This is a genomic window from Pseudomonas sp. KCJK9058 (assembly GCF_046230975.1).
Taxonomy (GTDB): Bacteria; Pseudomonadota; Gammaproteobacteria; order Pseudomonadales; family Pseudomonadaceae; genus Aquipseudomonas; species Aquipseudomonas alloputida.
Genome location: NZ_JBJJLR010000086.1, coordinates 1 through 10,728 on the forward strand (window position 1 = coordinate 1; position 10,728 = coordinate 10,728).

Below are 10,728 nucleotides of genomic sequence, written 5' to 3' on the forward strand. Positions count from 1 at the left end.
CTGTACCGGCCCTTTCGCGGGTAAACCCGCTCCTACACTGGTTGGTGGTACACCGGTTGGGATACACCAGTTGGTGATGCACCGGGCGGCGATACACCGGTTGGTGATGCACCAGGTGGTGATACACCGGTTGGTGAAGCACCGGTTGGGGATACACCAGTTGGTGATACACCGGTTGGTGATACCCCTGTAGGAGCGGGTTTACCCGCGAAGAGGCCGGTACAGGCCATGAAAAAGGCGGCATCTTACCAGCCGCCCTCTACATAAAACGATCCAGGCCCGGCGTATATTCAGTCAGCCTGTCTTGATCGGCCGCTTGTGCTGCCGCCAGTTGTCATCGATCTTCGACCAGGTCTTGCCATCGGTAATGGCCATCAGCTTGCGTCCATCCTTGAAGGTGGCCAGAAAGGTTGCTTCTTCTTCCTTGCCACCCAACCACAGCCCGGCCAGCAGCCCTACTGGGCCTGCCACCAGGGCGCCAGCCACGCCCCAGCCCAAGGCGCTGCCAAGGCTGCGGTTGGTTTCCAGGCTGGCCAGCCGCAAGTCGCTGATGCGTGCCAGGGAAATCCGCTCACCGGGTGAGGGGCTGCGCGCGGTCTTGAGTGTGAGCGATCCATTGCGATACTCGCCTTCACCTTGCAAGAAATCGCCGGACTGTACCGTGAGTCTTGTCATAAATTCATCCTGTCAGGGAAAGGGCATTCCAGCGCTTAATGAGCGCTGCCCCGGCAGGCAAGTCAACGGCATTGCGACGGAGGGTAGTGCGGTACTTTGTCGCCGTGGCTGGCCTCTTGGCGGGCACACCCGTACCCACAGGCGTATCACTGCCCTGAGGTTTGTGAGGCACCTGTGGGAGCGGGCGTGCCCGCGAAGAATCCAGCGAGCGTTTTTCAGGCCACCTGCAAGGCATTCTTGCGCTTGCGTTCGGCCCATCCCCAGGCCAGCAACGCCAGCCCGCCAATCACCAGCCCGGCCACCACGATCCCCATCCAGCCCTGGCGCTGGAACAGCTGGGTGCCCAGCAACGACCCAAGCGCCCCGCCAATGAAGTAGCAGGTGATATAACCGGCATTCAGCCGCGTACGTGCCTCCGGCCGCAGGGCGATCACTGCGTTCTGGTTGCTCACATGCACCAGCTGTACCGCCAGGTCGAGCATCAGCACCCCCAGCAGCAAGGCGAGCAGGGACTGTTCGGCAAACCCCAGCGGCACCCACGACAGCAGCAACACCACCAGGCCCACGGTGGTACCCAGCGCGCCCTTGCCGCGGTCTGCCAGGCGCCCGGCCCAGTTGGCCGACAACGCACCCGCCGCACCGGCCAGGCCGAACAGGCCGATCACTGCATCCGAATAGTGGTAGGGGCCTTTCGCCAGCAGAAACGCCAGGGGTGTCCAGAACAGGGCGAACAGGCTGAATGCCAACAGACCGAGCAGCGAGCGCAGGCGCAGCACGGGCTCTTCGATGAACAGACGGAATACGGAGCCGATCAGTGCCGGGTATTTCAGCCCGGCGTGGCTGTGGTGCTGTGGCAGGCTGCGGTACAGCGCCACGGCGGTAAATGCCATCAGCACGGCGGCCAGCACGTAGATACTGCGCCAGCCACCCAGCTCGGCCATGAAGCCGGCAGCAGTACGCGCCAGCAGGATGCCCAGCAGCAGGCCGCTCATCAGCGTGCCGACCGCGCGCCCACGCTGATGCGGCTCGCTCAGGGTCGCTGCCATCGGCACGAGGATCTGTGCCACCACCGAGAACAGCCCGGTCAGCGCCGTGCCGAGCAGCAGCCAGGGCAGGCTGGGTGCACAAGCGCTGATGACCAGGCCCAGGGTGGAGACAACGGTCATCACGGTAATCAGCCGGCGCTGCTCGAACAGGTCGCCCAGCGGTGCCAGCAACAACAGGCCGGCGCCATAGCTGAGTTGCGCGGCAATCACAATGCTGCCGGCGCTGGCGGTGCTCAAGCCAAACTGCTGGGCGATGCTGTGCAGCAGCGGTTGGGCGTAATAGTTGCTGGCCACGGCCAGGCCTGTGGCGGTAGCCATCAGCAGGATCAAGGCGCGGCTGAGAGTGGGGGTGTGCATGCAATTCTCGTGGGGGCAGTGGTGTGTGGTGATGATTATCAGGAAGTGTCAGGCATGACACCAATGTATAGTTTTCAACCTATTCATCTTGAAAGCAGATAGATCGATGAACCTCAAGCAGCTCGAATATGCCCTTGCCGTGGCCGACACCGGCAGTTTTACCCGCGCGGCGGAGCGCTGCCATGTGGTGCAGTCGGCCCTTAGCCATCAAGTGGCGCGGCTGGAGGCGCAGCTGGGGGTGAGCCTGTTCGAGCGTAGTTCGCGGCGGGTACGCCTGACACCTGCGGGGGAAGCCTTTGTACTCAGTGCACGGCCCGCGGTGGAGGCGGCCCGGCGCATTGCCGATGACGTGGCAGCGGCCTGCGGCCAGGTGCGCGGGCGGCTGGCGATTGGTGAAATCAGCTCGCTCACCGCGCTGGACCTGGTCGACCTGTTGGCGGTGTTTCACGGTCGTTTCCCCGATGTAGATGTACGCTGGCTCACGGCCAAGAGCGAATTGCTGATTGCTGATGTGCTCGAGCGGCGCCTGGACGTGGGTTTTATCGGGCTGTGGCAGGGCGAGGTGGTGCAGGGGGTGCAGCATCGGTTGCTGGCCCGGGAAGAACTGGTGGCGGTGTTGCCGTTGGGGCATCGCCTGGCGGGCAGGGCACAGCTGGCGCTGGCTGACCTGGCAGGTGAAGTGTTGGTGGATTTCCCCGAAGGCACCGGGGCGCGACGCCAGACCGACGAGGCGTTTGAAGCAGTGGGGTTGCAGCGTCGGGTGCAGTTCGAGATCGGGCATGTTCGTCTGGTGGAGAAATTCGTGCAGCGGGGCATGGCCGTCGGCCTGGTGCCCGAGCGGGTGGCTCAAGGCATCGAAGGTGTAGCAGTGGCGCGGTTGGTGGATGCGCCGGTGCGGCACTTGTATGCGGTGTGGTCGTCCAGCCCCACACCGGCTGCCCGGGCTTTTTTGGACGTGATGGAACAGTGCCTGGGGGCAAAGTAAGGCTAAGCCTGTGCCGGCCTTTTCGCGGCACAGGCAACCGTTCAATCAGGCTGCAAACCCACCATCCACAGTCAGGCTGGCCCCGGTGATGTACCCGGCTTCAGGCCCGGCCAGGTATGCCACAAAGCTGGCAATCTCCTCCGGCTCGCCATACCGCCCAATGGCCATCAGCGGAATCAGGCTCTCGGCAAACTCGCCACTGGCCGGGTTCATGTCGGTGTCCACTGGGCCGGGCTGCACATTGTTCACGGTAATGCCCTGCGGCCCGAGGTCGCGTGCCATGCCGCGGGTCAGGCCAACCAGTGCCGACTTGCTCATGGCGTACGGTGCACCACCGGCAAACGGCATGCGTTCAGCGTTGGTGCTGCCAATGTTGATGATACGACCCCCCTGGCCCATATAGCGTGCGGCGGCCTGGCTGGCGACGAACACGCTGCGTACGTTCACGGCCAGCATGCGATCGAAGTCGGCCAGGTCGAACTCTGTCACCGGGGCCACTGCCAGCACACCGGCGTTGTTGACCAGGATATCCAGCCGGCCCAAGGCCTTCACGGTGTCATCCACCGCCAGCTGCACGGCCGCGGCATCAGCGCTGTCAGCCCGCAGGGCCAAGGCTTTGCCACCGTTTTCGGTAATTTCCCGGGCCAGTTCTTCAGCCGGGCCGGCAGAGCTGACATAGGTGAAGGCCACTTGCGCGCCTTCGCGGGCCAGGCGCCGCACGATGGCTGCACCAATGCCTCGGGAACCGCCCTGAACCAGGGCCACTTTGCCTTCGAGTGTAAGTTGCTTGGACATGCTGTTCTCCTGCTGGAAGCCAGGCCGAAATGCCTTGGATGGGCACAGTATCGGCGCTCGATTGCCTACTGATAAGATGGTAATCACTATCAGCAGAGTAAACCTTTGGTTGCTAATCATGGCCATGGAATCATTCAGCGCGTTGGAATGCTTCATCCGCAGTGCCGAGGTCGGCAGTTTTGCCGAAGCCGCCAGGCGCCTGAGCCTAACCCCGGCTGCCGTGGGCAAGCACGTTGCGCAGCTGGAAGCGCGCCTGGGTGTGCGGTTGTTCCAGCGTAGTACCCGCAAGCTGACCTTGACCGAAGCGGGGCAGCGTTTTCTTGGCGAGGTCAGTGACAGCTTTCGCACCATTCAGTACGCCGTGGCCAACCTGGCCAGTGCAGAAGGCCAGCCGGCTGGGTCGTTACGGGTGAGCATGGGCACCGTGTTCGGGCGTTTGTACGTGCTGCCGTTGCTGGGGGAATTCTTGCGCCGTTACCCGGCGATTACCCCGGATTGGCATTTCGACAACCGCCAGGTCGACCTGATCGGCCAGGGCTTCGATGCAGCGATTGGCGGTGGTTTCGAACTGCCGCCGGGGGTGGTGGCGCGCAAGCTGACCCCCGCGCACCGGGTGTTGGTGGCGGCGCCGGCCTATCTGCAGCGGCACGCGCCGATAGAAGACCCGCAGGCGCTGCAACGCCATGACGGCATCCTGGTGCGGTCACCGCAGACCGGGCGGGTGCGCTCGTGGCCGTTGACCAGCCGTTGGCAGGCGCAGCAGCCGCTGCAATTGCGTCAGGCGATGACCATGAGCGATTCGGACGCGGCGTGCGCGGTGGCCGAGCAGGCGCTGGGCATTGCCCTGGTGAGCCTGCCGTTTGCCGTGCCCTACTTGCTGGCCGGGCGCCTGCTGCGGGTGTTGCCGGACTGGTATGTGGACGATGGGCATATCAGCCTGTATTTCGCCGAGCACAAGCTGTTGCCGGGCAAGACCCGGGCGTTCATCGACTTTGTGGTGGAGCAGTTCGCTGAGCAGGGGCTGGCGGGGCGGTTCGATGCCTTGCAGGCCCTTTAGAGAATTATTGCCTGTGCCGGCCCTTTCGCGGGCCCGCCCGCGCCCACAGGGATATCACAGCCTTGAAGACAGTGGGGTCCTTGTGGGCGCGGGAGTGCCCGCGAAGAGGCCGGTTCAGACAACATCGACAATGAACGATACCTGCGCCCCCAGGCTCACCTCGTCATCCACCCGCTTGCCCAGCAACAGCTGCCCCAGCGGCGAACGCGGGGTAATCACCGTCACCAGCCCGTCCCCCTCGCCAATCTTCAACCCCGCTGCCTCAGGCCCGAGAAACAGCCGGCGCTGCCTGCCATCTTCATTTTCCAGGGTCACCAGGTTGCTTACCTGCACACCGCGCGCCGGGTCGTAATCACGCAGCAGCAACTGCTGGTAGATCACCAGCGCCTGGCGGATCTCGGCACTGCGGCGGGCCTGGCCGGTGGCCAGGTACGAGGCCTCCAGGCCCAGCGTGTCGTACTTGTTCTCGGCGATGTTCTCTTCGGCGGTGGCGGCCTCGTAGGCTGTTTGCGCTGCGCGGGTCAGCACGTCCAGGTCATGCTCGAGGGTGGCGACAATCAGCGCCAGCAGGTGGGGCTTGTCCATGGTCAGTAACAGAACTCCAGCACGTTGGCCTGGCTTTTTTCGGTGGGCGCGGTACGGTTTTGCTGCAGCCAGAACTGGCACTTGGGGCTGTTGAGGTTGCGCGGGTTGCCTTGGGCGGCATCGGCGGCCTGTTGCAGCGCCTGTTTGTGCAGGATGTCCTTGTAGCGTTCGAACATCTCGGCCTGGGCATCCTGGGCAGTGGCCGGTGCAGGCGTTGCAACGGGGCGGTCTGCATGCGGGGCTACCACCTGGGCCAGAGGTTGCACCTGCTGTGGCCACAACTGCTGGGCCAGCCACAGGCTCGCGGCAATGGCCATGGCGCCCAGCCACAGGCCCAAGGCAACGCACATGATCAACGGCAACGGCTTGAGGGTGATCTTCAATTCACGGTGGCGCGGCATGGCAGCCTCCTGGCAGCGTGGTAGGGGGGCATTGTCGCATGCGCTTGGGCATTTTTCTGCGCAGGTGCTTTTGTCTGCGCCAATTTATGCGCAGAATTCGCGGTTTTTGCACCCGCACGGGAGGGGCGCATGAAAGCCACCTGGGACATCTTCTGCAGCGTCGTCGACAACTACGGCGATATTGGCGTGACCTGGCGCCTGGCCCGGCAGTTGGTGGCCGAGCACGGCCTGGCGGTGCGCCTGTGGGTGGATGACCTCAACGCTTTCACGCCCATGTGCCCTGGCGCCGATGCCACGGCGGCGCAACAGTGGCAACACGGCGTGGATGTGCGCCACTGGCCGGCAGCGTGGTTGCCGGTGGCGCCGGCCGATGTGGTGATCGGCGCGTTCGCCTGCCAGTTGCCCGCGGCGTATGTCGAGGCCATGCGCGCCCTTCCGCAGCCGCCGCTCTGGCTCAACCTCGAGTACCTGAGTGCCGAGGACTGGGTAGAGGGTTGCCATGGTTTGCCTTCGCCGCAGCCCAACGGTTTGCGCAAGGTATTTTTCTTCCCGGGCTTTACCGACAAAACGGGTGGTTTGCTGCGCGAGGGTTCGCTGCTGGCCCGGCGTGACGCGTTCCAGCAGTCGGCGGAGGCGCGCCGTGCCTTTTTGCAGGGGCTTGGTGTAGACCTTGTGCCGGATGCGCTGCTGATCTCGCTGTTTGCCTATGAAAACCCGCAGCTGGGCAACTGGCTTGATGCCCTGGCTACAGCTGACCAGGCCTGCCACCTGCTGGTCCCGCAAGGGCGCATCGTCGCGGGGCTCAGCCAGTGGTTGGGCGAGGGGCCGCTGCACGTGGGTGATGCGCACACCCGTGGGGCGCTGACCGTTCAGGTGCTGCCTTTCGTCAGCCAGGACGACTTCGACCGGCTGTTATGGAGCTGCGATTTCAATGCCGTGCGTGGCGAAGACTCGTTCGTGCGTGCTCAGTGGGCGGGGCAGCCGATGCTGTGGCACATCTATGTGCAGGACGAGAATGCCCATTGGGAAAAACTCGAAGCGTTCCTCGCGCATTATCGCTGCGGCCTGTCAGACGATGCCGATGCAGCCCTGCTGGGCCTGTGGCGTGCCTGGAACATGAATATCGACATGGGCCAGGCCTGGCGGGCGGCCCGCCAGCATTGGCCGGAACTGCAGCAGCATGCCCGCCTTTGGGGGGCGCGACAGGCCGCTCAGCCGGACCTTGCCACAGCGCTAGTACACTTTTACCGAAATTCGCTATGATACGCGGCCTCGATTTTTATAAATCCATCCAGATTCGGATACTTCGTAATGAAAACTGGTAAAGAACTGAAACCCGGTACCGTCCTGCGGATCGACAACGACCCGTGGCTGGTTCAAAAAGCTGAGTTCACCAAGTCGGGCCGTAACAGCGCGATCATGAAGACCAAGCTGAAGAACCTGCTGACCGGCTACAAGACCGAAACCGTATACGGTGCGGACGACAAGCTGGACGACGTGATCCTGGATCGCAAAGAAGCGACCCTGTCGTTCATCAATGGTGACGAGTACACCTTCATGGACACCACCGACTACACCATGTACGAGCTGAACGCCGAGGACATCGAAGCCGTTCTGCCGTACATCGAAGAAGGCATGGAAGACGTCTGCGAAGCTGTGTTCTTCGAAGGCCGTCTGGTGTCGGTTGAGCTGCCGACCACCATCAGCCGTAAAGTTGTCTACACCGAGAACGCTGCTCGCGGTGACACCTCCGGCAAAGTCATGAAGCCTGCCAAGCTGGCGAACGGTACCGAGATCTCGGTTGCCGACTTCATCCAGATCGACGAGTGGATCGACATCGACACTCGCGACAACAGCTTCAAAGGCCGTTCCAAGAAGTAATGCTTCTTGCGAGACGCAAAAAACCCGGCGCAAGCCGGGTTTTTTTATGCCTGTGTTTTTGCCAATCCTCAGCGCGTGCTTGTGCTCGCGCTTTTGGGGAGCGGCCTTGTGTCGCGATAGGGCCGCAAGGCGGCCCCGGCAATTTCTGCCTACATGCCGAACGCCTGGGGCCGCTTCGCGCCCCTTTCGCGACGCAAGGCCGCTCCCACAGGGGACCGCGCTAGCCTTTACGCCTTAGACGGTTACGTGCAGGCGCACATCCACATTACCGCGGGTGGCATTGGAATACGGGCACACCTGGTGCGCCTTTTCCACCAGCCCTTCGGCATCGGCCTGGGCCAGGCCCGGCAGGTTGATGTGCAGGTCGATGTCCAGGCCGAAACCGCCCGGGATCTGGCCGATGCCCACCTTGGCGGTGATCGAGGTATCTGCCGGCAGGGCTTTCTTCTCTTGCCCGGCCACGAACTTCAAGGCGCCGATGAAGCAGGCCGAGTAACCAGCGGCGAACATCTGCTCGGGGTTGGTGCCGTCACCGCCCGCGCCGCCCAGTTCCTTGGGGGTGCTCAGGCTGACGACGAGCTTGCCGTCGCTGGAGCGGGATTTGCCGTCGCGCCCACCGGTGGAGGTTGCTTCTGCGATGTACAGCGGAGTGACCTTTTGCATCTTGAGCCTCGCTAATGTGCTGTGCACTCCCGTTTGCAGGAGGGCGGGGGTTGGTGTGGGATTTAAATTAGCGCGCAATTAGTTAGCGCGCAAGATAAATAATCACCGTTCATCCGAACGGCCATCTCACAGCATAGCGCTCAGAGGTTTTTCTGCAGGTTTTCGCGCAGGTTCAGCAGGTCGGCTTGCAGTTGCTGCAGCTGCTCCAGGCTGCGCCCGCTGGCCTTGAGAATGCATTGCGGCACCTCTTTGGCCTGCTGTTGCAGGGCGCGGCCCTTGTCGGTCAGTTGCACCATCACTACCCGTTCATCTTCGCGGCTGCGGTTGCGCTGCAACAGGCCTTCGCTTTCCAGGCGCTTGAGCAGCGGGGTCAGCGAGCCTGGGTCGGTCAGCAGGTGCTGGCTGATTTCGCCCACGGTCAGGCCGTCACGCTCCCAGAGCACGAGCATGGCAAGGTATTGCGGGTAGGTCAGGCCCAGCGCCTGCAGCAGCGGCTTGTAGACCTTGGTCATCAGCAACGAGGTGGAGTGCAGGGCGAAACAGACCTGGTTGTCCAGCAGCAGCTCGTCACAGGAGGCTTGGGTGTCGGCGTTCATGCAGGTCCTTGAAAGTCATCAATGGAAAATTCTGGCACGCTGATCATCAGTGCGCGAATTAATCGCGCAGTTCACTGCGCAAGGCCAGGTCCCAGGGTGGAATCGGGCTGAAGCGGCTCTTGAGGAATTCGAGCAGCAAACGGCTGCGAGAGTTCGTTTCATGTGCCAGGCGTAGCGCGTAAATGCCGCTGGTCTCGGCTTCAGGCATGCCGCCGTCGCAAAACAACGGGATCAGCTCGCCGCGCAGCAGGTATTCACTGATCAGCCAGGTGGGCAGGTGGGCTATCCCCAGGCCGGCGAGGGCGCCGAACAGCAGGGTTTCCGCATTGTTGGCAGCCATGCGCATGCGCGCGGGGCGGTACAGGCGGGTTTGCCCGGCCACACTGAAGCGCCAGGCGAACGGCGGCGCCAGGCCATCCCAGTCCAGCCCGTCATGCCCGGGCAGTTCGCTGGGGCAGGTGGGGATGCCGCGGCTGGCCAGGTAGGCGGGGCTGGCGCAGGCAATGCGCACCATGTAGGCGAGCGGCGTGGCGACCAGACGGGTGTCGGCCAAAGGGCCGGCGCGCAGCACCAGGTCGACCTCGCCCAGGTGGCTGCCCTGCAGGTCGACGAAGCTGTCGATCAACCGCAGTTGCACGTCCAGGCCCGGGTAGGCCACCAGGAAGTCGGCAATGGCCGGGGCCAGGTGGCGGCGGCCAAACGCGGCAGGGGCGTCGATGCGGATCAGGCCTTCCGGGGCATTGCTCAGTGACACCGCTTCAGCCCGGGCCAGGCGCAACTCTTCGATGATGCGCCTGGCCCGCTCGGCAAAGGCGTTGCCTGCAGGCGTGGCCCGCACCGCGTGGGTGCTGCGGGTGAACAGGCGGCTGCCGACGGCGCTTTCCAGGTTGTCGATGCGCCGTGCTACCGCAGACGGGGTCAGCGGGTGGCGACGGGCGGCGGCAGAAAAGCTGCCGGTTTCCAGTACATCGAGGAACAGGCTCAATTGGTCGGTCAGGGTATCGGGATTCATGGCTGCCTTGCTTTTGCGAAAAACGCACAGCCATTGTGCGCTGCTGTGCGTTTCCCCGCCAGCGCACACTCGTTAGCATGCTCGCATTATTGGTACAGGCGGACGAGGCCCTGATGATCGAGTGGTTGTTGTATATCGTGCTGGGCGCTGCCCTGGGCACCATGGGGGGCTTGTTCGGCATTGGTGGCGGGCTGATTGCGATTCCGGCATTGGGCGTGCTGTTTGGCCTGGACCAGCAGTTGGCGCAGGGGACCGCGTTGGTGATGGTGGTGCCCAATGTGCTGCTGGCGCTGTGGCGGTATCACCAGCGCAACCGCATCGCGTTGCGCCATGCGTTGCCGCTGTCGGCGTGCAGCTTCTTGTTTGCCTGGCTGGGGTCGATCTGGGCGGTGGGGCTTGATGCGCATTCCATGCGCCTGGGTTTTGTCGGCTTCCTGGTAGCGTTGGCGGTGTGGAACGTGGTGCGGATGTTCATGAAGGTGTCGCCGCCGAGTGCCGAGCTGCGTCATGCCTGGCCGTGGCTGGGTGTGCTGGGCAGCTTTGCCGGCACCATGGGCGGCTTGTTCGGGGTGGGTGGGGCCGTGGTGGCCACGCCGATCCTGACCAGTGTGTTCGGCGCTACTCAGGTGGTGGCGCAGGGGCTGTCACTGGCGCTGGCGGCGCCGAGTACCTTGG

13 protein-coding genes are annotated in these 10,728 nt (G+C 63.5%); 5 read left to right on the forward strand and 8 right to left on the reverse strand.

Features of this window, described 5'->3' with window-relative positions:
• Positions 1-294: 294 nt before the first annotated feature.
• On the reverse strand, positions 295-675 hold the full coding sequence (locus ACK59Z_RS25350; protein ID WP_003252855.1) for a hypothetical protein: 381 nt from the start codon (positions 673-675) through the stop codon (positions 295-297).
• Between the two features lie 215 nt (positions 676-890).
• Positions 891-2,078: an MFS transporter gene (locus ACK59Z_RS25355; RefSeq protein WP_179052575.1), complete on the reverse strand. Its 1,188-nt coding sequence runs from the start codon at positions 2,076-2,078 to the stop codon at positions 891-893.
• Between the two features lie 106 nt (positions 2,079-2,184).
• On the opposite strand from ACK59Z_RS25355, the gene ACK59Z_RS25360 reads away from it, so the two are divergent.
• Positions 2,185-3,063, forward strand: coding sequence for a LysR family transcriptional regulator (locus ACK59Z_RS25360; RefSeq protein WP_108192059.1), 879 nt, complete (start codon positions 2,185-2,187; stop codon positions 3,061-3,063).
• A gap of 45 nt (positions 3,064-3,108) precedes the next feature.
• On the opposite strand, the gene ACK59Z_RS25365 is transcribed toward ACK59Z_RS25360, so the two are convergent.
• Positions 3,109-3,858: a 3-oxoacyl-ACP reductase family protein gene (locus tag ACK59Z_RS25365; protein ID WP_003252861.1), complete on the reverse strand. Its 750-nt coding sequence runs from the start codon at positions 3,856-3,858 to the stop codon at positions 3,109-3,111.
• 118 nt (positions 3,859-3,976) lie between these two features.
• On the opposite strand from ACK59Z_RS25365, the gene ACK59Z_RS25370 reads away from it, so the two are divergent.
• Positions 3,977-4,915 (forward strand): LysR family transcriptional regulator, encoded by a 939-nt coding sequence (locus ACK59Z_RS25370; protein ID WP_017147843.1) that lies wholly within the window; start codon positions 3,977-3,979, stop codon positions 4,913-4,915.
• Positions 4,916-5,029: 114 nt separating this feature from the next.
• Here the strand turns inward: ACK59Z_RS25370 and ACK59Z_RS25375 are convergent, their stop codons facing one another.
• Positions 5,030-5,500, reverse strand: a complete 471-nt coding sequence (locus tag ACK59Z_RS25375) for a GreA/GreB family elongation factor (protein ID WP_103462858.1) — start codon at positions 5,498-5,500, stop codon at positions 5,030-5,032.
• Between the two features lie 2 nt (positions 5,501-5,502).
• A complete protein-coding gene (locus ACK59Z_RS25380) occupies positions 5,503-5,901 on the reverse strand; it encodes a hypothetical protein (protein WP_014754109.1) in 399 nt (132 codons plus the stop codon).
• Between the two features lie 129 nt (positions 5,902-6,030).
• Between ACK59Z_RS25380 and earP the strand changes: the two genes are divergently transcribed.
• Together earP and efp are read left to right on the forward strand one after the other, a co-directional pair.
• Positions 6,031-7,164, forward strand: coding sequence for an elongation factor P maturation arginine rhamnosyltransferase EarP (gene earP, locus ACK59Z_RS25385; protein ID WP_409293940.1), 1,134 nt, complete (start codon positions 6,031-6,033; stop codon positions 7,162-7,164).
• A 48-nt stretch (positions 7,165-7,212) separates the two neighbouring features.
• Positions 7,213-7,782 carry an elongation factor P gene (efp, locus tag ACK59Z_RS25390; protein WP_003252871.1) on the forward strand — a complete coding sequence of 190 codons (570 nt, stop codon included), beginning with the start codon at positions 7,213-7,215 and terminating at the stop codon, positions 7,780-7,782.
• A 234-nt stretch (positions 7,783-8,016) separates the two neighbouring features.
• Here the strand turns inward: efp and ACK59Z_RS25395 are convergent, their stop codons facing one another.
• From ACK59Z_RS25395 to ACK59Z_RS25405, 3 genes are all read right to left on the reverse strand, one after another.
• Entirely contained in the window at positions 8,017-8,445 is a 429-nt protein-coding gene (locus tag ACK59Z_RS25395) for an organic hydroperoxide resistance protein (protein WP_021783109.1), read from the reverse strand.
• 140 nt (positions 8,446-8,585) lie between these two features.
• The gene (locus ACK59Z_RS25400) at positions 8,586-9,041 is read right to left on the reverse strand and encodes a MarR family winged helix-turn-helix transcriptional regulator (protein ID WP_103462855.1); all 456 of its coding nucleotides are present in this window, start codon (positions 9,039-9,041) and stop codon (positions 8,586-8,588) included.
• Between the two features lie 58 nt (positions 9,042-9,099).
• Complete coding sequence (locus ACK59Z_RS25405; RefSeq protein ID WP_003252875.1) at positions 9,100-10,053, reverse strand: LysR family transcriptional regulator; 954 nt, start codon at positions 10,051-10,053, stop codon at positions 9,100-9,102.
• A 113-nt stretch (positions 10,054-10,166) separates the two neighbouring features.
• On the opposite strand from ACK59Z_RS25405, the gene ACK59Z_RS25410 reads away from it, so the two are divergent.
• A partial coding sequence (locus ACK59Z_RS25410) for a sulfite exporter TauE/SafE family protein (RefSeq protein ID WP_409293942.1) occupies positions 10,167-10,728 on the forward strand: 562 nt, incomplete at its 3' end.

Excerpts from the sequence above, each read along its gene's own strand:
- ACK59Z_RS25350 (WP_003252855.1), bottom strand. The coding sequence starts at position 675 with ATGACAAGACTCACGGTACAGTCCGGCGATTTCTTGCAAGGTGAAGGC.
- ACK59Z_RS25355 (WP_179052575.1), bottom strand. The coding sequence starts at position 2,078 with ATGCACACCCCCACTCTCAGCCGCGCCTTGATCCTGCTGATGGCTACC.
- ACK59Z_RS25360 (WP_108192059.1), top strand. The coding sequence starts at position 2,185 with ATGAACCTCAAGCAGCTCGAATATGCCCTTGCCGTGGCCGACACCGGC.
- ACK59Z_RS25365 (WP_003252861.1), bottom strand. The coding sequence starts at position 3,858 with ATGTCCAAGCAACTTACACTCGAAGGCAAAGTGGCCCTGGTTCAGGGC.
- ACK59Z_RS25370 (WP_017147843.1), top strand. The coding sequence starts at position 3,977 with ATGGCCATGGAATCATTCAGCGCGTTGGAATGCTTCATCCGCAGTGCC.
- ACK59Z_RS25375 (WP_103462858.1), bottom strand. The coding sequence starts at position 5,500 with ATGGACAAGCCCCACCTGCTGGCGCTGATTGTCGCCACCCTCGAGCAT.
- ACK59Z_RS25380 (WP_014754109.1), bottom strand. The coding sequence starts at position 5,901 with ATGCCGCGCCACCGTGAATTGAAGATCACCCTCAAGCCGTTGCCGTTG.
- earP (WP_409293940.1), top strand. The coding sequence starts at position 6,031 with ATGAAAGCCACCTGGGACATCTTCTGCAGCGTCGTCGACAACTACGGC.
- efp (WP_003252871.1), top strand. The coding sequence starts at position 7,213 with ATGAAAACTGGTAAAGAACTGAAACCCGGTACCGTCCTGCGGATCGAC.
- ACK59Z_RS25395 (WP_021783109.1), bottom strand. The coding sequence starts at position 8,445 with ATGCAAAAGGTCACTCCGCTGTACATCGCAGAAGCAACCTCCACCGGT.
- ACK59Z_RS25400 (WP_103462855.1), bottom strand. The coding sequence starts at position 9,041 with ATGAACGCCGACACCCAAGCCTCCTGTGACGAGCTGCTGCTGGACAAC.
- ACK59Z_RS25405 (WP_003252875.1), bottom strand. The coding sequence starts at position 10,053 with ATGAATCCCGATACCCTGACCGACCAATTGAGCCTGTTCCTCGATGTA.